This is a genomic window from Sphingobium sp. TomTYG73, assembly GCF_055394245.1.
On record NZ_AP027340.1, the window covers coordinates 25943 to 44864 of the forward strand.

19 protein-coding genes and 1 riboswitch are annotated in these 18922 nt (G+C 64.2%); of the genes, 13 read left to right on the top strand and 6 right to left on the bottom strand.

The features are described 5' to 3' along the window. Positions 1-106: 106 nt before the first annotated feature. Positions 107-961 (bottom strand): alpha/beta fold hydrolase, encoded by an 855-nt coding sequence (locus tag ACZ5TH_RS13060; protein WP_464795452.1) that lies wholly within the window; start codon positions 959-961, stop codon positions 107-109. 131 nt (positions 962-1092) lie between these two features. Next, positions 1093-1317: riboswitch (cobalamin riboswitch) on the top strand. A gap of 159 nt (positions 1318-1476) precedes the next feature. Between ACZ5TH_RS13060 and ACZ5TH_RS13065 the strand changes: the two genes are divergently transcribed. The 4 genes from ACZ5TH_RS13065 to cobJ are packed head-to-tail and all read left to right on the top strand — an operon-like array spanning position 1477 to position 4686. Further along, on the top strand, positions 1477-2592 hold the full coding sequence (locus ACZ5TH_RS13065; protein ID WP_464795453.1) for a cobalamin biosynthesis protein CobG: 1116 nt from the start codon (positions 1477-1479) through the stop codon (positions 2590-2592). After that, entirely contained in the window at positions 2592-3221 is a 630-nt protein-coding gene (locus ACZ5TH_RS13070) for a precorrin-8X methylmutase (protein ID WP_464795454.1), read from the top strand. Before ACZ5TH_RS13065 ends, ACZ5TH_RS13070 begins: the two co-directional genes overlap by 1 nt. Next, positions 3218-3940, top strand: a complete 723-nt coding sequence (gene cobI, locus ACZ5TH_RS13075) for a precorrin-2 C(20)-methyltransferase (RefSeq protein ID WP_464795455.1) — start codon at positions 3218-3220, stop codon at positions 3938-3940. Before ACZ5TH_RS13070 ends, cobI begins: the two co-directional genes overlap by 4 nt. After that, entirely contained in the window at positions 3937-4686 is a 750-nt protein-coding gene (cobJ, locus tag ACZ5TH_RS13080) for a precorrin-3B C(17)-methyltransferase (RefSeq protein ID WP_464795456.1), read from the top strand. Before cobI ends, cobJ begins: the two co-directional genes overlap by 4 nt. Here the strand turns inward: cobJ and ACZ5TH_RS13085 are convergent. Beyond that, a complete protein-coding gene (locus tag ACZ5TH_RS13085; RefSeq protein WP_464795457.1) occupies positions 4662-5411 on the bottom strand; it encodes a cobalt-precorrin-6A reductase in 750 nt (249 codons plus the stop codon). The two genes, cobJ and ACZ5TH_RS13085, sit on opposite strands and share 25 nt — an antisense overlap. On the opposite strand from ACZ5TH_RS13085, the gene cbiE reads away from it, so the two are divergent. From cbiE to cobF, 5 genes are read left to right on the top strand one after another with little or no spacing between them, the layout of a single operon-like run. Continuing rightward, on the top strand, positions 5410-6612 hold the full coding sequence (cbiE, locus tag ACZ5TH_RS13090) for a precorrin-6y C5,15-methyltransferase (decarboxylating) subunit CbiE (RefSeq protein ID WP_464795458.1): 1203 nt from the start codon (positions 5410-5412) through the stop codon (positions 6610-6612). The genes ACZ5TH_RS13085 and cbiE overlap by 2 nt on opposite strands. Then, complete coding sequence (locus ACZ5TH_RS13095; protein ID WP_464795459.1) at positions 6609-6965, top strand: cobalamin biosynthesis protein; 357 nt, start codon at positions 6609-6611, stop codon at positions 6963-6965. Before cbiE ends, ACZ5TH_RS13095 begins: the two co-directional genes overlap by 4 nt. Beyond that, positions 6962-7747 carry a precorrin-4 C(11)-methyltransferase gene (gene cobM, locus ACZ5TH_RS13100; protein WP_464795460.1) on the top strand — a complete coding sequence of 262 codons (786 nt, stop codon included), beginning with the start codon at positions 6962-6964 and terminating at the stop codon, positions 7745-7747. The genes ACZ5TH_RS13095 and cobM overlap by 4 nt, the downstream gene beginning before the upstream one ends. Further along, entirely contained in the window at positions 7744-9051 is a 1308-nt protein-coding gene (locus ACZ5TH_RS13105) for a cobyrinate a,c-diamide synthase (protein ID WP_464795461.1), read from the top strand. Before cobM ends, ACZ5TH_RS13105 begins: the two co-directional genes overlap by 4 nt. Next, positions 9048-9791: a precorrin-6A synthase (deacetylating) gene (gene cobF, locus ACZ5TH_RS13110; protein ID WP_464795462.1), complete on the top strand. Its 744-nt coding sequence runs from the start codon at positions 9048-9050 to the stop codon at positions 9789-9791. Before ACZ5TH_RS13105 ends, cobF begins: the two co-directional genes overlap by 4 nt. Before the next feature lie 12 nt (positions 9792-9803). On the opposite strand, the gene ACZ5TH_RS13115 is transcribed toward cobF, so the two are convergent. The 4 genes from ACZ5TH_RS13115 to ACZ5TH_RS13130 form a co-directional block, all read right to left on the bottom strand. Further along, the gene (locus ACZ5TH_RS13115; protein ID WP_464795463.1) at positions 9804-10049 is read right to left on the bottom strand and encodes a hypothetical protein; all 246 of its coding nucleotides are present in this window, start codon (positions 10047-10049) and stop codon (positions 9804-9806) included. A gap of 120 nt (positions 10050-10169) precedes the next feature. Further along, a complete protein-coding gene (locus ACZ5TH_RS13120) occupies positions 10170-11711 on the bottom strand; it encodes a SpoVR family protein (protein ID WP_464795464.1) in 1542 nt (513 codons plus the stop codon). Next, positions 11708-13018 carry a YeaH/YhbH family protein gene (locus tag ACZ5TH_RS13125; RefSeq protein ID WP_464795465.1) on the bottom strand — a complete coding sequence of 437 codons (1311 nt, stop codon included), beginning with the start codon at positions 13016-13018 and terminating at the stop codon, positions 11708-11710. Before ACZ5TH_RS13125 ends, ACZ5TH_RS13120 begins: the two co-directional genes overlap by 4 nt. Before the next feature lie 24 nt (positions 13019-13042). Then, entirely contained in the window at positions 13043-14986 is a 1944-nt protein-coding gene (locus ACZ5TH_RS13130; RefSeq protein WP_464795466.1) for a PrkA family serine protein kinase, read from the bottom strand. A 306-nt stretch (positions 14987-15292) separates the two neighbouring features. Here ACZ5TH_RS13130 and ACZ5TH_RS13135 point away from each other — a divergent pair, with 306 nt between their 5' ends. The 4 genes from ACZ5TH_RS13135 (at position 15293) to ACZ5TH_RS13150 (ending at position 18920) form a co-directional block, all read left to right on the top strand. Further along, positions 15293-15484 carry a hypothetical protein gene (locus ACZ5TH_RS13135; protein ID WP_464795467.1) on the top strand — a complete coding sequence of 64 codons (192 nt, stop codon included), beginning with the start codon at positions 15293-15295 and terminating at the stop codon, positions 15482-15484. A 287-nt stretch (positions 15485-15771) separates the two neighbouring features. Then, on the top strand, positions 15772-16587 hold the full coding sequence (locus ACZ5TH_RS13140; protein WP_464795468.1) for a universal stress protein: 816 nt from the start codon (positions 15772-15774) through the stop codon (positions 16585-16587). Positions 16588-16860: 273 nt separating this feature from the next. After that, positions 16861-17769 (top strand): Flp pilus assembly protein CpaB, encoded by a 909-nt coding sequence (gene cpaB / locus ACZ5TH_RS13145; RefSeq protein WP_464795469.1) that lies wholly within the window; start codon positions 16861-16863, stop codon positions 17767-17769. Next, positions 17766-18920, top strand: a complete 1155-nt coding sequence (locus ACZ5TH_RS13150) for a type II and III secretion system protein family protein (protein ID WP_464795470.1) — start codon at positions 17766-17768, stop codon at positions 18918-18920. The genes cpaB and ACZ5TH_RS13150 overlap by 4 nt, the downstream gene beginning before the upstream one ends. Positions 18921-18922 lie beyond the last annotated feature (2 nt).

Sequence of the window (18922 nt, forward strand, 5' to 3'; positions counted from 1 at the left end):
GCCAAGTCCGCCTCCGTTCGCCCTGAGCTTGTCGAAGGGCTCCACTTCTTCAAAAGAAGTGAAGGGCTTCGACAAGCTCAGCCCGAACGGGGAAAAGGTAACTTTCTCACCCCCGCAAGAAATCCAGAGCCAGCGCTTCAAACCGGTCCTTGTGTTCGATCATCGTCCAATGGCCGCAGCGCGGAAATACATGCAACTCCGCATTGGGGATGATGCGCATGGGCAACAGCGCGCCGTCGAGCGGGCTGACCTTGTCATCGCGGCCCCACATGATCAGCGTGGGCGCCTGAATCCTGCCCAGATAATCGATACGCTGAGATACGCCCGCCCCGCTCATCGACTGGGCGATGAAACCGAGCGCGGCGCGCGTGTACATTTTGCGGCTGCTTTCCATCGTCACCGGCTCCAGCGCCGCCTTGTAACGCATGTCGATCAGTTCGTCGGTGATGATCGATTTGTCGTAGACCATGGATTCGAGCCACGCGATGATGTTCTCTCGCGTCGGGTCTTCGATAAAATCGACGAGGCGGGTCAGCCCTTCATTGGGGAAGGTGGAGGTAATGTTGAAACCGATCCCGCCAATCGTGATGTAGCGCAGCACGCGGTCAGGATGGGACGCCGCCAGATGCCCGCCCACGATCCCGCCATAGCTGTTGCCGACCACATGGGCGCCGTCGATGCCAAGGCCGTCCATCAGGGCGACAACAGCGTCGCGCGCCACGCCCACCGGATCGCCATCAACGGGATCGCTTTTCCCATAACCGGGCGCGTCCAGGATGATGGTGCGGAAATGCTGGGAGAAGAAGGGCAGGTTACCCTGAAAATTCGCCCAGCCAGTAACACCGGGGCCTGAGCCGTGAAGCAACAGCAGCGCGGGGCCTGATCCGGCTTCATGATAATGGAGCCGCCCCTTGTCCGTTTCCAGAAAGCGGCTGGTGGCTTCAAAGCTGAAATCGCTCATCTTTTCCTCTCCATTCTACAGTCGTTGATGAAGGCGTAGCGGTGACATTGGGTTGACGCAAGGAAGCGGTCCTTGGCCACTTCCCTTTGGCCTGCATCCCCCTTATGAAGCGGATCGAGCCGGGTTCGTCCCGGTTCATCGATCGCGCCGGTGCCCCGCAAGGGGCTTAAATGGGAACGCGGTGCGGGAGGGTTTCCTCCCTAATCCGTGGCTGTCCCTGCAACTGTGAGCGGCGAGCGAGGCATGGACCGGCCGACCCTGAGAATGGGGCGGCCAGCCACTGGAGCGATCCGGGAAGGCCCCATGCCAAGCTGTGACCCGCAAGCCAGGAGACCTGCCGGAGCAAAGGTCGCTCTTGCCATGATCCAGGGGATGGTCACGGCTCGGTTCTCCGTTTGAGCGACGAATTTCGTGCGGCTACGGCCGTGCAGGCGTGCGGCCTGTCCGCCTGCCTGTGCGTGCCGTCCGTGTGTTGTGGCGCTGGTGCGGGGAGTGCAGGAGCAATGCAGGAGCTGATGCGGCGTGACGCAGCGCGAGCTGGCGTGCGCGGCTGGTGCCCGACAGCATGGCGGCCGATGATGGCGGGCGACGGGCTGCTGGTGCGGGTGCGACCGGCGCTCGGGCGGATGAGCCGAGCGCAGGCGGTGGGGTTGTGTGAAGCCGCCCTCACGCTGGGCAATGGCCATATCGACATCACCAATCGCGCCGCCTTGCAAATCAGGGGCGTGAGTGAGGCAAATCATGCGGCGTTAATGGAGCGGCTGGTCGCGCTGGGGTTGGCGAATGCCGATGCGGAGCGGGACAGGCAGATTCCTGTCCTGATCAGCCCCGACTGGCTGCCGGGCGATGACAGTTCGGTCATAGCCGCCGCCTTGATCGAGCGCATGGCCGAGCTGCCCGATCTCCCCACAAAGGTCGGCTTTGCGATCGATGCGGGGCCTGCTCCGATGCTGAGTGATGTTCCAGCCGATTTCCGGATTGAAAGAGGGACGAACGGCGGGCTGATCCTGCGCGCAGATGGGCGCGCGCATGGCGTGGCTGTGAGCACAGAGAACGCCGCCGAGAGGTTGATCCGCTTCGCCCACTGGTTCGTGGCCAGCGGTGGCGCGCAGGCGGGGCGCATGGCGCGGCATTCGGCCCCGCTGCCTGATGTAGCGACTAAGGCCCCTGCCCCCGCCCGGCCTCGCGCTGCTGCCCTGGCGGCTGCGCCCGGCTCTTTCCAGGCGGCGCCCTTTGGCCGGATCGAGGCAGCTGCGCTCCTTGCCGTGATGACGGGCGGCGTAGAGGCGGTGCGCCTCACCCCCTGGCGTGGACTGGTGCTGGAAGGCAGCGACACGCCGTCCGATGATCCAGCCGATCCGCGACTTTCCGTCGATTGCTGTGCCGGTGCGCCCGCCTGCCCGCAAGCGAGCGTCGCCACGCGCGATCTGGCCGCCCGGCTCGCGCCGCATGTTCGCGGACTTCATGTCTCGGGTTGCGCAAAGGGTTGCGCGCGGCCTTCGCAGGCGGCGGTCGTCCTGACTGGACGAGAGGGCTGCTTCGACCTTGGCCGCAATGCGCGCGCGGGTTCGCCGCCGCTGCAAACGGGCCTGTCACCCGATCAGATACTTGCCCTTTTCGGAGCCCAATGATGCCGCATCTCTATGAAACCGACGGCGCGGAAATCTATCGCCAATCCTTCCGCATGATCCGGGCGGAGGCGACGCTCGACCGCTTTGCGGCAGAGGAAGAGCGGGTTGCCGTGCGCATGATCCATGCCGCTGGAATGGTCGGACTCGCGCCGCATATCCGCTTTTCGCCGGGCTTCGCTAAAACCGCGATCGCGGCGCTGGAGGCAGGCGCGCCGATCCTGTGCGATGCGCGCATGGTATCTGAGGGGATTACGCGCGCGCGACTGCCTGCTGGCAATTCGATCCTCTGCACTTTGAACGACGGCCAAGTGCCCGATCTTGCCCGGTCGATGGCGAACACGCGGTCGGCGGCGGCGCTGGAGCTGTGGCGGCCTCATCTGGCGGGAGCGGTGGTCGCGATCGGCAACGCCCCGACGGCGCTTTTTCACCTGCTCAACATGTTGGAAGACCCGGCATGCCCTCGCCCGGCGGCGATCATCGGTTGCCCGGTCGGTTTCGTCGGCGCAGCGGAGTCGAAAGAGGCGCTATGGGAGGCGCAGCCTGTGCCATGCTGCATCGTCGAAGGGCGGCTGGGCGGCAGCGCGATCACCGTCGCGGCCGTCAACGCGCTAGCGAGCGCAGCCGAATGAGCGGGACCATTCATGGCGTGGGCCTTGGCCCCGGCGCGCAGGACCTGATGAGCGTACGGGCCGACCGGCTGATCCGCAATGCACGCCACATCGCCTATTTCCGCAAGCCCGGCCGCGCGGGTCATGCGCGGAAGATCGTCGATGGGCTGCTGCGTCCCGATGCCATCGAATATGCGATGGAATATCCGGTGACGACCGAAATCCCGGTTAGCGACCCGCGCTATAATCAGCACCTTTCCGCCTTCTACGCCGAATGCACCGCGCATCTGCATAGACTAGCGGCGGCGGGCGAGGATGTGGTCGTGCTGTGCGAGGGCGATCCTTTTTTCTACGGCAGCTTCATGCATCTGCACAGCCGCCTGTCGCCACTCGCGCCCGTGCGGATCGTGCCCGGCATCACCGGCATGTCGGGCGCCTGGACAGCGAGCGGCACGCCGATCAGCTGGGGCGACGATGTGCTGACGGTCCTGATGGCTACCCTGCCCGAAGAGGAACTGGCCCGCCGCATCCATGACAGCAATGCGCTGGTCGTCATGAAAATCGGCCGCAATCTGGCCAAGCTCCGTCGCGCGGTTGAGGCAGCGGGCAAGCAGGACTGCGCCTGGCTGGTCGAATATGCGACGATGGCAGATCAGAAGATCACTCCGCTAAACAAGGCAGAGGCGATCACCAGCTATTTTTCCATCCTGCTGATCCACGGTCAGGGAAGGCGGCCATGAGCGGATGGGTGGCGGTTGCAGGGCTAGGCCCCGGAGCTGACGCGCTCGTGACGCCAGAAGTAACGCTGGCGCTGACAGAGGCGACCGATCTGGTGGGCTATGCGCCCTATGTCGCGCGGGTGGAGCACCGCTCCGGCCTTTTGCGCCATGCGTCGGACAATCGGGTGGAACTGGATCGCGCCGCCCATGCGTTGGAAATGGCCGCGGCGGGGCGGCGGGTCGTGGTGGCGTCGTCCGGCGATCCGGGCGTGTTCGCGATGGCGTCGGCGCTGTTCGAGGCGTTTGAGGCAGGGCCGCGCGCGTGGCGCGAGATCGACATTCGCATCCTGCCCGGCATTACCGCCATGCTGGCCGCAGCCGCGCGGGCGGGCGCGCCACTGGGTCATGACTTTTGCGCGATCAACCTATCGGATAATCTGAAGCCATGGGCGTTGATCGAGCAGCGGTTGCGCCTCGCCGCGCAGGCCGACTTCGCGATGGCCTTCTACAATCCCCGGTCGAAGGCGCGGCCGGAGGGCTTTGCGCGGGCGCTCGACATATTGCGCGAGGAATGCGGGGACGACCGGCTGATCCTCTTCGCGCGCGCTGTATCGACGCCGGACGAGCAATTGCGGATCGTCACGCTGGGCGAGGCAAGTGCCGATATGGCAGACATGCGCACGATGGTGATCGTGGGTTCAAGCCGCACCCGCCTTATCGAGCGCGCGGCCAGCCCGATCCTCTACACGCCGCGATGGGCCGCATGATCGATCCACGCCAGCACATCGCCGAGGTCGTGAACCGACTGCGCCTGTGGCATGGGCGGCCGGTCGATCATGATGACCGGCAAGCCGAGCGCCCGTGCCGCGTCGATCTTCGCGCGCGCGCCTGTGCCTCCGGCATTTTTGGCGACGACCAGATCGATGCCGTGCGCGCGCATCAGGGCGAGGTCACCCTCCAGCGTGAAGGGGCCGCGATCCACGGTCAGGTGATGACGCGGCAAGGCGGGCGGCGCATCGGGCGCATCGACAAAGCGGAGCAGATAATGATGTTGTGGTTGGGCGGCGAAGGCTTCGACATGCATGCGTCCGAGCGCCAGCATGACGCGCCGGGGCGGGCCGTCGAGTGCGCGGACAGCACTGGTTATGTCGGGAACATGGGTCCAGCGGTCGCCCTCCCCCGCTTGCCAGTCCGGGCGAGTGAGGATCAGATGAGCGACGTCCGCCTCATGCGCGGCGGCGACCGCATTGGCGCTGATCGTCGCGGCGAAGGGGTGGGTCGCGTCGATCAGGTGGGTGAACTCGCCCTCCATCAGGAACGCCGCCAATCCGGCCGCGCCGCCAAAGCCGCCGACGCGCACCGGCAGCGGCTGGGCACGCGGATTGCCGGTGCGTCCGGCATAGCTCAGCATGGCGCGCTCACCGCACTCGGCAAGGGACTTGGCGAGGGCTCTCGCTTCGGTCGTGCCGCCAAGGATCAGGATGTGGCGCATGGTGGCTGAAGGTCCCTGGCTGACGATCATCGGCATAGGCGAGGATGGAGCGGCGGGCCTGTCCGACGTTGCGCGCGCCGCACTGGAACAGGCTCGCATGATCATCGGCGCGCCGCGCCATCTGGCGCTGTTGCCACCTCTTAGAACCGAACGGCTGAGCTGGCCAGTGCCCTTTGAGGATGGCGTGGAGGCGCTGCTCGCCCGGCGGGGGGAGCCGGTGGTGATGCTGGCGTCAGGCGATCCCTTCTGGTTCGGAGCGGGGATGAGTGTCACGCGGCATTTGCGGCCTGAGGAATGGGTGTCGCATCCTGCGCCGTCGAGCTTTGCGCTGGCGGCTTCGCGGCTCGGCTGGGCTTTGCAGGATGTGGCCTGTCATGGCCTGCACGCCGCGCCGTTGACGCGGTTGAGGCCCATGCTGGCGCGGGGGTGCCGCGCCATTGTGCTGCTGCGCGATGGGGCAGCGGTGCATGCGCTTGGTTCCTACCTGGCGGAGGCGGGCTTTGGCGCGTCCAGCCTGCACGTCATGGAAGCGCTGGGTGGGCCGCGCGAGCGGGTGCGGCAGGCGCGCGCCGATCAGATTGGCTTTGACGATATTGCGCACCCTGTGGCGGTGGGGATACAAGTAGCGGGCGACGGCGAGGTGATGCCCTGCGTCAGCGGACTGGTGGATGACTGGTTCGATCATGACGGGCAGATCAGCAAGCGGCCGGTGCGGGCGCTGACACTGTCGGCGCTGGCCCCGCGTCCCGGCGAGACTTTGTGGGACATCGGCGCGGGATCGGGATCGGTCGCGATCGAATGGCTGCTCAGCCATGCTTCCACGCAGGCGCTGGCTTTTGAGGCTGACCCGGTACGCGCCGCGCGGGCGAAAGCGAATGCGGAGAGGCTGGGCGTCGACCGGCTGACGCTGATCGAAGGGCGCGCGCCGGCGGTGCTGGCGGGACGGGTCCGCCCTGACGCCATCTTCATCGGCGGCGGGCTGAGCGATGCGTCAATGGAAGCGATCATCGCCCTGCCGGGGAAGCGGACACGGCTGGTTGCCAATGCGGTGACGCTGGAATCCGAAGCGCTGCTGGCGCGGTGGCATGAGCGGCTGGGCGGCGAATTGCTGCGGATCGAGATGACGAGCGCCGCGCCGATCGGCACGCGGCGGGGGTGGAAAGCCGCCTATCCGCTGGTGCAGTGGAGCGTGACGCTATGATCGTCGCTGGCTTTGGTTGCCGCAGTGGAGCGAACCAGCAAGCCTTGCGCGCGGCGTTGGGCGGGCATGGGGCTGGCGTCACTGCACTGGCGACCTTGGCGCATAAGGAAGCGCTGCTTGCCCCCCTCGCCCGCGCCTTGGACTTGCCGCTGATCCTGATCGAACCTTGCGCCATCGAGGGAGCGGACACGCCCACGCGCTCCGCCGCCAGTCTGGCGGCTTACGGCACGGGCAGCGTCGCCGAAGCGGTCGCGATGACGGCGGCGGGACCGGGCGCGCAACTGATCGTCGCCCGCATCATCTCACCGGATGGGCAGGCCACCTGCGCGCTGGCCCAAGGAGTATCGCCATGACCGTCCATTTCATCGGCGCCGGGCCGGGTGCGCCGGACCTGCTGACACTGCGCGGCCGCGACCTGATCGCCGCCTCTCCCGTCTGCCTCTATGCCGGGTCGCTGGTCCCTCGCGCGCTGCTCGATCATTGCCCGGCCGAAGCGCGGATCGTGAACAGCGCGCCGCTGACGCTCGACGAAATCATAGCCATCATCGCAGAGGCGGACGCGGCGGGGCAGGATGTCGCGCGGCTGCATTCGGGCGACCTGTCGGTCTGGTCGGCGATGGGCGAGCAAATCCGCCGCCTCAAGGCACTGGGCGTCGGCTATACGGTGACGCCCGGCGTTCCGTCCTTCGCGGCGGCGGCGGCGGCGCTGGAAGCGGAACTGACGTTGCCCGGACTTGGCCAGTCGCTTGTCCTCACGCGCACGCCGGGGCGGGCGAGCGCCATGCCGCCTGGCGAGACGCTGGCGGCCTTTGGCGCGACCGGCGCGACGCTGGCGATCCACTTGTCCGTCCACAATCTGGCGAAGGTGGTCGCGGATCTGGTGCCACTCTATGGCGAGGACTGCCCGGCGGCGATCGTGTGGCGGGCAAGCTGGCCGGACCAACGCATCGTGCGCGGGACGCTAACGACGATAGAGGAGCAGGCGGCAGGCGGGCCTGAACGCACCGCCCTCATTCTCGTGGGACCAGCGCTGGGCGAGGGGGATTTCGCCGAGAGCCAGCTTTATGCGCCCGGCTATGACCGGCGATTTCGTCCCGCCACGACGGAATCGCGTTTCGCCGGATCAGAGGAATGACGCCCAGCGTCCTTATTGCCGCACCGCGATCCGGATCGGGCAAGACGATCATTACGCTCGGCCTGCTCAGAGCGTTGAAGCGGCAGGGCTTGAGCGTCCAGTCCTATAAATGCGGGCCGGACTATATCGACACGGGCTATCACCGGCTGGCGAGCGGACGGCCGGCCTTCAACCTCGACAGCTGGGCGATGGATGCGGCGCTGCTCCACGGTCTGGCGGGTGAAGCAGCGGACGCCAGCCTGATTGTCGCGGAGGGCGTGATGGGCCTGTTCGACGGCGCTCCGGCGCGGGGCGCGAGCGGCAATGGGAGCAGCGCGGACATAGCGGCGGCGCTTGGCTGGCCGGTCATCCTGATCATCGATGTGTCGGGCCAGAGCCAGTCGGCAGCCGCCATCGCGCAAGGTTTCCGCATGCTGCGGCCGGACGTGCGGGTCGCAGGAGTCATCCTCAACCGCATCGCCAGCCCGCGCCACGAGGCGATAATCCGGCAAGCGATGGAGGATATCGCCATGCCCGTGCTGGGCGCGATCCCGCGATCCGATACTCTTTCCATCCCGGAACGGCACCTTGGCCTAGTGCAGTCGGGCGAGCAGGCAGAGGTTGAGCAGACGATCGACGCGATCGCGGACCTGATCGAAGCGCATGTCGATCTTGCCGCTCTTCAAAAGGCGGCCGACGCGTTGCCGGGCACATCAGCGCCCCCCCATCGCTGCCCGCCGCCGGGGCAGCGGATTGCACTGGCGCAGGATGCCGCCTTTTCCTTCATCTACGCCCATTTGCTGAACGGCTGGCGCGCGGCTGGGGCGGAGATACTGCCCTTTTCCCCCTTGGCCAACGAAGCGCCGGACCGGCAAGCCGACGCCATCTGGCTACCCGGTGGCTATCCTGAACTGCATGCGGCTCAGATCGCCAATGCCGCGCGGTTTCTGGAGGGCCTGCGCCGCCATGCGCAGGATCGCCCCATCCACGGCGAATGCGGCGGCTATATGGTGTTGGGGCAAGCGATCGTCGATGCGCGGGGGCGGTCGCATGCGATGGCGGGGCTGCTCGGGCTTGTTTCCAGCTTTGCCGAACGGCGGTTGCAACTGGGCTATCGGCAGGCGCAGTTGCTGTCACCAATGGGCGGCCACGAGGCGGGAGCGGAGCTGCGCGGGCATGAGTTTCACTATTCGACGATCGTCGATCAGCCCGACGAACCGCTTGCCCATGTCGTGGATGCGATGGGCGCTGCGGTCGCCGCGACTGGATCGCGCCGGGGGCGCGTGACGGGCAGCTTCTTCCATCTTATCGCGGGTGCCGCATGATCCGCTTGTCACTGATCGGTATCGGCACGGGCAATCCCGACCATCTGACGCTCGCCGCCATTCGGGCGATGAACGAGGCTGACCTGATCCTGCTGCCGCGCAAGGGAGAGGCCAAGTCCGACCTGATCGACCTGCGCCGGTCCATCTGTGCACAACTACTGACCGGCCCCGCACGGGTCGTCGAGTTCGACATGCCCAAGCGCGCGGATCAGGCCGCCTATGTCGAGGCGGTCATCGACTGGCATGATGCAATCGCCGCCATCTGGATGGAGCAGATAGCGTTGCACCTGCCCGATGGCGGCACGGTTGCGCTACTCGTCTGGGGCGACCCGTCGCTCTATGACAGCAGCCTGCGGATCGCAGAACGGCTTGGCCCCTCGGCCGAGATCAGCGTCGTACCCGGTATCACCAGCGTTCAAGCGCTGACGGCCGCGCATGGCATCTGCCTCAACCGCCTGGCCGACCCAGTGCTGATCACCACGGGCAGGCAGTTGCGCGAACGGGGCTGGCCCAACGGCGTGCGCGATGTCGTCGTGATGCTGGACGGTCATTGCGCATTCCAAACGCTGGAGCCGGAGGGGATAACGATCTGGTGGGGCGCCTATCTGGGCATGGAGCATCAGTCGCTAGCCCACGGGCCTTTGACCGTGACAGGACCGGAAATCCTCGACCGCCGGGCACAGCTGCGCCAGCGGCATGGATGGATCATGGACGTGTATCTGCTGCGCCGGGACGCCTGAGGAAAACGCGCTTCAGGCGGCGTTGACGGTCAGCTCGATTACCGGTTTGCTGATCACCGGGCTAACTCCGTCGATCGTCCCCATCGCGGCACGACGACGAAATTCGGCGGCCATTGCCTGATGCATGGTCCGCGCGGACGCATCGGCGGTTGTCGCCGCAAGCTGTTCATGCATCCGGGCTCGTTCAAGACATTCTTGTGCATTGAGGGCATGAGTCATGAAAATGCTCTCCTGCTTCTTTTTGAGCGCTCCATGCATCGCAGGATGCGACCGATCGCTGGAGCCACTCGCGAAACGCGGCAGAATTTACGCTTTTCAGCCCTGCTTTGGAAATGGAATCTTAGCATCGCCGGGGGCTTGCCGCCACGGCGCACCGTTTCAGCCGATCCAGCCCTGCTGCGGCTGGCAACGATGGCTTTTCAACTCCTTACGACTTTCGGCATGAACTTCGCTCAACGCCACTTCATAACCCCATAGATTGGCGAGGCTTTGCAACACCATCGTCGCGTCGGACGCGTCCAGCACCACGCCATCGATGACCGCATGTTCCAGCATCAACGTCCGGTCACCCGCCAGATCGACATCCACCACCTGGATATCGGGCTCCTGCCGGGCAATGTCATGCTCGCGGGCCAGCGCGCGGCGGATGCGGCGATAGCCGCGCTCGTCATGAATGGCGTCGACGCGCAGTTCCGACTCGCTTTCCTTGTCGATCAGCTTGAACAGGCGCCACTGGCGGATAAGGTGCGGGCTGAGGAACTGTGACACGAAGCTTTCGTCGCGATAATTGGCCCAGATATCCTTCAGCACCTCGACCGGGTCGCGCGAACCGGCAAAATCGCTGAACCATTCGCGATCCTCCGCCGTCGGGTCCATGCAGATCCGCTCGATGTCGGACATGATGCCAAAGCCCAGCGCATAGGGATTGAAGCCCCCGAAATGGCCGGAATCGAACGTCGGTTGATAAACGACGCCTGTGTGCGACTGGATAAATTCCATGAAAGCGCCGTCGGTGATCCAGCCGCGATCATGCAGGATCGTCATGATGCGATAATGAGTGTAGGTGGCGCAGCCCTCGTTCATCGCCTTGGTCTGGCGCTGGGGGTAGAAATATTGGGCGATCAGGCGGACGATGCGCAATATCTCGCGCTGCCAGCTTTGAAGGAGCGGGCCGGTTTTCTCCAGGAAATAGAGGATATTTTCCTGCGGCAGGCCAAGCGCGGCGCGGCGCTCGTCCGACGGGACGGCGGCCGCCTTCGCGCCCACCGGCACCGTGCGCCAGAGGTCGTCATAAATGCGATCACGATAGGCCTGGCGCTCCGCCTCCCGTTCGGCCTCCGCCTTCAAATCGCGGGGACGAATGCGCGGATAGCGATGCACGCCCTGATTCATCAGCGCGTGGGCAGCGTCCAGCACCCGCTCGACGGCGAGCTGGCCAAAACGCTCCTCGCAACTCGCGATGTAGCCTTTGGCGAACTCCAGATAGTCGAGAATGCCCTCCGCATCGGTCCATTGGCGGAAGACATAATTATTCTTGAAGAAGTGATTATGCCCGAACGCGGCATGGGCGATGACCAGCGTCTGCATGGTCGCGCTGTTTTCCTGCATCAGATAGTTGATGCAGGGATCGCTGTTGATCACCAGCTCATAGGCAAGGCCGCGAAGCCCTTTGCGGTAGAGCATTTCATTGGTCACGAACTGCTTGCCGAACGACCAATGTTTGTAAAATAGCGGCATACCGATGGACGAATAGGCATCCAGCATCTGTTCGGCGCTGATAATCTCTATCTGATTGGGATAGATATTGAGCTTCATCTCCTGAAGCGCGATCGGCTCGATCACTTCATAAATGCGGTTGATCAGCGAAAAGTCCCAGTCGCTGCCGGTGAACAGCGGGGCGGATGCGCGCTCCCCCGTCAAGCGGGCGTCCCTTCGCCCACACCGCGCCGCTGGAACAGTTCACGGAACACCGGATATATTTCCCGCCGGTGCGACACCTTGCGCATCGTGAATTGCCGATTTGCCTGGCTGACAGGCGCATAGGCTTCCCAAAGCCCCGTGGCGGAGGTTGCCGCTTCGATGGAGGCGAACTCCTCCCGGCCAACCTCAAGATAGGCGAAATATTGGCAGAAGGGCAGGATTTCATTCTGCATCAGGTTGGCCACCCGCGCATTGTCCGACGCCAGCGTATCGCCGTCCGAGGCCTGCGCGACATAGATGTTCCAGTCGGTGGGGCTGTACCGATCCTTGACCACCTCGATGAGCTTGTCGAGCGCGCTCGATACCAGCGTGCCGCCCGTCACCGTGCTGTAGAAGAAGGTTTCCTCGTCCACTTCGGCCGCGCGGTCGGTATGGTGGATGAACACCACATCGACATGCTCATAACAGCGCGACAGGAACAGGTGCAGCAGCGCAAAGAAGCGCTTGGCGAGATCCTTCATATGCGCCGTCATGGAGCCCGAAACGTCCATCAGGCAGAACATCACCGCCTGGGCCACGGGTCGTGGGACCGGTTCGAAACGGCGGAAGCGTAGGTCAACAGGGTCGATATAGGCGATCAGGTTACGGCGGCGAATGATGTGCGCCCGCTCCTCCTTCAGCCTTTCCAGCGCCACGGCATCGTCCGGCAACGGCACCGATCGCCCCTCGATCTCGGCGATGGCCTCGTCAACCCGGCTGAGGTCACGGCCACTCGGGCGACGTAGTGCGATGCGGCGGGACATCGCCTTTTGCATCGTGCGCGGGACGGACAGGTTGGACGGGTTGCCGATCGTGGAATAACCCGCGCGGCGTATCCCCTCTATCTTGCCCGCGACCAGCTTCTTCTTGGCCATGTCGGGCAGTTCAAGATCTTCCAGGAACAGGTCGAGAAACTCCTCTCGGCTAAGCGCGAAGCGGAAATCATCCTCATCCTCGCCCTCCCCCGCCTGCGACCCGCCACCACCGCGGCCGTCGGGGCGCTTGATCCGGTCGCCTTCCAGAAACTCCTTATTGCCTGGAAGCACTCGCTCCCGGTCGCCACCCTTTGCCGCGCGGTGCAGCGTGGGTTCGTGAATGACGTCGCGGCGGATGGTGATTTCGCCTTCTCCGGCAAGGTCCTTGATGCTGCGGTCCTTCAGGCTGTCGCGCACCGCCTGGCTGACATAGGCTTTCGCCCTCCTCAGGAACCGTTGCCGGTTGACAAGGCTCTTGCCCCCTGGGTTCAGCCGTCTGTCGACTATGTGCATGGTGGGCCAAGCGCCTCCATCTGTTTATCCGGCCTGCTTGACCCTTATATACCATTCCACCAGCCGCCGGACCTGCCGTTCGGTGTAGCCCCGCTCGATCATCCGCGCGACGAACTCGTCATGCTTGCCCGCCGTGTCGCCATCCTTCTTGGATCCGAAGCTGATAACCGGCAGAAGGTCCTCGACCTGGCTGAACATCCGCTTTTCGATGACTTCGCGGATTTTCTCATAGCTCGTCCAGCTGGGATTGCGTCCGTCGTTGCTGGCCCGCATGCGCAGCGCGAACTTCACCACCTCGTTCCGGAAGTCCTTGGGATTGGCGATCCCGGCGGGCTTTTCGGTCTTGGACAATTCCTGGTTGATGATTTCCCGGTCCAGAAGCTGCCCCGTGTCCGGGTCCTTGAAATCCAGGTCCTCGATCCACGCGTCGGCATAGGCGACATAGCGGTCGAACAGGTTCTGGCCGTAGTCGTTATAGCTTTCGAGATAAGCCTTCTGGATTTCGTTGCCGATGAACTCGGCATAGCGCGGCGCAAGCTCGCCCTTGATGAATTCCAGATATTTGGCTTCCACATCGGCGGGGAATTGTTCCTGCCGGACCATCCCTTCCAGCACATACATGAGGTGGACGGGATCGGCGGCTATTTCGCTGCTGTCATGGTTGAAGGTCGCCGACAGCGCCTTGAAGGCGAAGCGGGTCGATGTGCCCGACATGCCCTCGTCCACCCCGGCGGCATCGCGATATTCCTGCATGCTCTTGGCGCGCGGATCGATCTCCCGCAGCATTTCGCCATCATAGACGCGCATCTTGGAATAGAGATTGCTGTTCTCATGCTCCCGCAACCGCGTTAGGACAGAAAAACGCGCCAGCATGTCCAATGTCCCCGGAGCACAGGGCGCCTTGCTGAGGTCAGACTCCCTAAGCAGCTTTTCATACACATGCCGTTCTTCGGTCGCCTGCAAGCTATAGGGCACCTTGATGACATAGATACGGTCGATGAAAGCTTCGTTATTCTTGTTATTCTTGAAATTCGACCATTCCGATTCATTGGAATGGGCCATGATGATGCCGTTGAAGGGGATGGCACCGATATTCTCCGTGCCGATATAATTGCCCTCCTGCGTCGCGGTCAGCAGCGGGTGGAGCATCTTGATCGGCGCCTTGAACATCTCGACAAATTCGAGCATCCCCTGGTTCGCGCGATTAAGGCCGCCCGAATAGCTGTAGGCATCGGGGTCATTCTGCGACAGCATCTCCAGCTTGCGAATATCGACCTTGCCGACCAGCGAACTGATGTCCTGATTATTCTCATCGCCCGGCTCGGTCTTGGCGATGGCGATCTGCCGCATGCGCGAAGGCATCAGGCGGATGACCTTGAATTGCGAGATGTCGCCGGAAAACTCGTCCAGCCTCTTGCGCGCCCATGGGCTGATCATGCCGGTCAGGCGGCGGCGGGGAATGCTGTAATTTTCCTCGATGAACGCGCCGTGCGTTTCCGCATCGAACAGGGCCAGCGGGCTTTCGAAGATCGGGCTGATCTCATCCCCGGCCTTCAGCGCATAGATGGGGTGCGTTTCCATCAACGCCTTGAGCCGTTCAGCCAGCGAGGATTTGCCGCCGCCGACCGGGCCGAGCAGATAGAGGATCTGCTTGCGCTCCTCCAGACCCTGGCTGGCATGGCGCAGGAAGCTGACGATATGTTCGATCGTCGCTTCCATGCCGTAGAAATTGGCGAAGCTTTTATATCGGCGGATGGTGCGGTTCATGAAGATCCGCCCGAGCCGCTGATCCCGGGACGTGTCTATGATCTCCGGCTCGCCGATCGCCGCCAGCAGGCGCTCCGGTGCTGATGCATGCATCAGAGGATCATTGCGGCACCCCAGCAAATAATCCTCAATCGACATCTCGGCTTGACGCCGTTCGTCAAAATTCCGCGTGAAGCTCGAAAACAGTTCGTTTTTCGTCACTGACGACTCCCGCCGCAGTAGTCATGTTACGAATATAATACGCGCGAGCCCGCAAAAATAGTCCTACAAAATTGAATGACTGTAAAAATTATTCCTGACCATCCGGATATTTCAGGATAAAGTGTCTGCGGGACGCGGGCACCTTGGCGATGCGCGCCTCACGCCGCGAACTCTGTCGAAGCGAGCGGAGCGAGCCTCCTCGCTCCGCTCCCGACGCCTTACTTTTTGCCGTTGCCCGAACTTCCATTCCCGGAACTGCCATTACCCGAACTCCCGTTGCCCGAACTGCCATTTCCGGAGCTTCCATTGCCCGAGCTGGTGCCGCCCGTCGTAGTCCCGCCAGTGCTCGTCGTCGTGGTGCCACCTCCGCCGGTGCTGCTACTTCCGCCGGTCGATGAACCGCCAACAGCACTCGATCCGCCGCTGGATGAGCTTGACGAACTCGTCGAGCTACTCCCTGCGGATGATGCGAACAAGGCTACCTGCTGGTTCATCTGACTGCCTACCGCCTGCCCCAACAGCCAGGTCGCCCCGACCATCCCGCCGCCGATGATGGCCAGCAAAAGCGCATATTCGGCAGCCGTAGCGCCTCCACGATCGCGCCACAGTCTTGAAGCTGAAAAGATTCCAGGCATGATGCTTCCCCATTCGCCGATGCGCCTTCCCGGCGCACGGCGTCCACACCCGCCTTTGGATATATAGCATAAATGCTATTAACCGCGATGGGCAAAGAAGGGTATAAGAAGGCGACCATTTTCGCGGTCTTAAGAGCATGGAGAGGTGCGATGACATCCATTCTGCTCCACATTCACGACGATAGCGCCATGGAGAGCCGACTCCAGGCCGCCAGTGACATTGCCCGGGCGCTCGAGGCGCATATCCACTGTGTGCAGGTCACCTCCATGCCTAACCTTGTCGCGGGGGATCTTTACGGCGGGGCATCCATCGCCCCCGCGATCATGGCCGAACTGCACCAGATCGATGCGCGCATGCGTGTGAAGGTGGAGCAACGGCTACAGCGCGAAGACGTAAACTGGGATTGGCGACAGGTCGATGGCGACATCGTTCACGGCCTGCTTTCAGCGTCCGCCCTATGCGACTTCATGATCGTGACGCTGCCCGCTGGCCCTCGGCGGGAAATGAGCGATCCGTTGCATCTCGCCGCCGATCTGGCGATGGGCGGCCGCACGCCGGTCCTCGCCGTGCCGGAGGACGCGCGGGGCATGATGATCACGGGCCGGGCGCTCGTCGCTTGGGAAGGATCGCGCGAGGCGTCGGCCGCGCTCCGTCTGGCCGTACCGCTGCTGAAGCATGCCGCAGAAGTGGATGTGGTGACCGTTGAGGAGGCGGGCAAATATCCCTTCCCCGCGACCGATGCGCCCGAATATCTCTCCCGTCATGGCGTCAGGACGCAATTCCACACATGGCCGCAGGATGGCCGCACCGTGGAGGCGACACTGAAAGCCGCGATCAATGTGCTGAAGCCCGATTGGATGGTGATGGGCGCGTTCGGGCACAGCCGCTGGCGCGAACTCGTCTTCGGCGGCGTGACCCGCACGATGCTGCGCGAGGCGCATGTTCCGCTCTTGCTGGCGCACTGACGAGGCCGCAGCGAAGCTCCGATCCGGAGAGATTGCGCCAAATTGAACCTTTCGCGCGCTCGATCACGCGCAAGAAAAGCCCTTGCGCGCGCGGCGCCACGCAAATGCCGGGCGAAGAAGTTAACGCCGGGCAATATTTGCCCCTCTGGTCCCATCATATCGGCGGCATCTCCAGTCCCCTCGGCCGCCGATAAAGCATAGATTCCCCGAAGCTACAGGGTCTTGCCTCCACACGGGGCGATTTGCGTGGACGCAAGATCAAGGGGGGAATTGATGCAATTGGGGTGGAAAGCCAGGATCATGATGGTTGCAGGCATGGTTGCCGCCATGCTGTTCCTGCTGCTGGGCGTTCGCGAAATGCAGCGATCGTCAGCAGCGACGGTCCCGACGGCCCGGTCGGCAGCGGACAGTCGATCCCCCCAACCCGTAGTGCTTGCATCCGCCGCCCGCCCGATCCGGACAGGCGAGACGATCACCGCCGCGATGATCCGCAATGCCATGGCCGACCCCGCGCGCCATCCCGCCGCCGCCACGCCCGCCGAATTGATCGGCAAGGTCGCCACCCGTGCAATTGCCGCAGGCGCGCTCATCCCCAGGGACGCGGTCGGCGGTGAGGAAAAGCTCGCGATCCGCGTGCCGGTCGGCATGCGGGCGATCAGCATCGACACCACGGCGGAGATCGCCGTTGCGGGCCTAGTCCGCCCCGGCGACCGCGTGGACGTACAGGTCGTCTATCCCGGCGCCGACGCCATCAGCGGCGCGCGCGGCGCAGGCCGCAGCCGCGCCCAGACATTGCTTCAAATGGTTCAGGTACTCGCCGTGGGCGACGCCGTCCTCGGCACCGCGCCAGCATCAGGGACGAAAGACCAGCTTTCCTCCCCGCCGCCGCCCGCCCGAACCGTGACATTGGCACTCGATCCTCGCCAGGTCTCCATCCTGTCGCTGGCGAAAAGCACGGGCGCGCTCACTCTCTCCCTTCGCAACCCGGTGGACAGTGAGGAGGTCGCGGTCGCACCAGCCAATTCCAACGGTCCCGATCCCGTCCCGCTCGCCCAAGCCCCAGCCGCGCGCCCTGCGCCCGTGGCCGCGCAGGCCCGCCCCGCCCCTGCTCCCCGCCAGCCGATCGAGCTGGTCATCGGCGACCGCCGCGAAACCATCTATTCGGGGAGCGCCCAGCGTTGAAACTCATCCTCGCCCTCGCAGTAGCGCTCGCCGCAGCACCTCCCGCCCAGGCGCAGGATCAAAGGTCGCTGTCGATCCAGCAGAAGCGGACGCTCACCTACCCCCGCCCCATCGGCCGGATAGAAGTGGATCGGGACAATGTTATTTCAGTCGCCGCACCCACCACCCGGTCCTTGAGCGTCACTGGAATAGGCGCAGGCACCACCACGATCAGCATATTCGGCCGCGACGGGTCACTGATGGCAGAAACGCACTTTGCCGTGTCATCCTCCCCCGCAACCGCGCGGGAGCCGGGCGCGCTCATGAGCCCCCGCATCGTCGCTGGCGAACAGGTCGTCGCCGTTGATGTCCAGTTCGCCGCCGTGTCTTCCTCCACGCTTAAGGCGTTGGGCTTCAACTTCTCCAAACTCAGCGGCGACATTCAGGGCGCGGTCGTCTCTCCCAGCAGTTTCAAGAGCGCCAGCTTCGCGCCCGGCGGCTCCTCGCTCGACGCCAGCGTGCCCATCCAGAACGCCTTCAACCTGTTCCTGTCCGCCCCCAATCGCGGCATCAACGCGGTGCTGAGCGCCCTTTCCTCGAACGGCCTGTCCGAACTGCTGGCCCAGCCCACCCTGCTCGTCCGCTCGGGCGAGCAGGCAAGCTTCCTCGCCGGGGGCGAGATACCTGTCCCGGTGCCGCAAGCGTCGGGCAGCGGCAACGCCATCTCGATCCAATATAAGGAGTTCGGCGTCCGCCTGTCGGTCACGCCCTTTGTCCTGTCGCCCGACCAGATCGTGCTGAAAATCGCGCCGGAAGTCAGCGAACTCGACTATAATAGCGGCGTCCAATTGCAGGGCTATGTCGTGCCGGGCCTGCGCCGCCGTTCGGCAGAGACCACGGTCGAACTGGGCAGCGGCCAGAGCTTCGTGATCGCGGGCCTCAGCTATTCCAGCCAATCGACCACACGAGAAAAGACGCCGTTGCTAGGCGACATCCCCGTGATCGGCGCCTTCTTCCGCCGCCAGCAGACGCAGAAGGAGCGGCAGGAGCTGGTGATCGTCGCGACGCCCCGGCTAGTGGGGCCGGTACAGGCAAAGGATGCGCCCGCCCTGCCCGGATCGCTGCTCGACACCAAAGACCCGGTCGTCCCCTTCGGCGTGGTGAGGCCATGACC

Bases quoted from the DNA above. Each gene is read 5' to 3' on its own strand.
- ACZ5TH_RS13060 (WP_464795452.1), bottom strand. From the start codon at position 961: ATGAGCGATTTCAGCTTTGAAGCCACCAGCCGCTTTCTGGAAACGGAC.
- ACZ5TH_RS13065 (WP_464795453.1), top strand. From the start codon at position 1,477: ATGCGGCGTGACGCAGCGCGAGCTGGCGTGCGCGGCTGGTGCCCGACA.
- ACZ5TH_RS13070 (WP_464795454.1), top strand. From the start codon at position 2,592: ATGCCGCATCTCTATGAAACCGACGGCGCGGAAATCTATCGCCAATCC.
- cobI (WP_464795455.1), top strand. From the start codon at position 3,218: ATGAGCGGGACCATTCATGGCGTGGGCCTTGGCCCCGGCGCGCAGGAC.
- cobJ (WP_464795456.1), top strand. From the start codon at position 3,937: ATGAGCGGATGGGTGGCGGTTGCAGGGCTAGGCCCCGGAGCTGACGCG.
- cbiE (WP_464795458.1), top strand. From the start codon at position 5,410: ATGGTGGCTGAAGGTCCCTGGCTGACGATCATCGGCATAGGCGAGGAT.
- ACZ5TH_RS13085 (WP_464795457.1), bottom strand. From the start codon at position 5,411: ATGCGCCACATCCTGATCCTTGGCGGCACGACCGAAGCGAGAGCCCTC.
- ACZ5TH_RS13095 (WP_464795459.1), top strand. From the start codon at position 6,609: ATGATCGTCGCTGGCTTTGGTTGCCGCAGTGGAGCGAACCAGCAAGCC.
- cobM (WP_464795460.1), top strand. From the start codon at position 6,962: ATGACCGTCCATTTCATCGGCGCCGGGCCGGGTGCGCCGGACCTGCTG.
- ACZ5TH_RS13105 (WP_464795461.1), top strand. From the start codon at position 7,744: ATGACGCCCAGCGTCCTTATTGCCGCACCGCGATCCGGATCGGGCAAG.
- cobF (WP_464795462.1), top strand. From the start codon at position 9,048: ATGATCCGCTTGTCACTGATCGGTATCGGCACGGGCAATCCCGACCAT.
- ACZ5TH_RS13115 (WP_464795463.1), bottom strand. From the start codon at position 10,049: ATGCATGGAGCGCTCAAAAAGAAGCAGGAGAGCATTTTCATGACTCAT.
- ACZ5TH_RS13125 (WP_464795465.1), bottom strand. From the start codon at position 13,018: ATGCACATAGTCGACAGACGGCTGAACCCAGGGGGCAAGAGCCTTGTC.
- ACZ5TH_RS13140 (WP_464795468.1), top strand. From the start codon at position 15,772: ATGACATCCATTCTGCTCCACATTCACGACGATAGCGCCATGGAGAGC.
- cpaB (WP_464795469.1), top strand. From the start codon at position 16,861: ATGCAATTGGGGTGGAAAGCCAGGATCATGATGGTTGCAGGCATGGTT.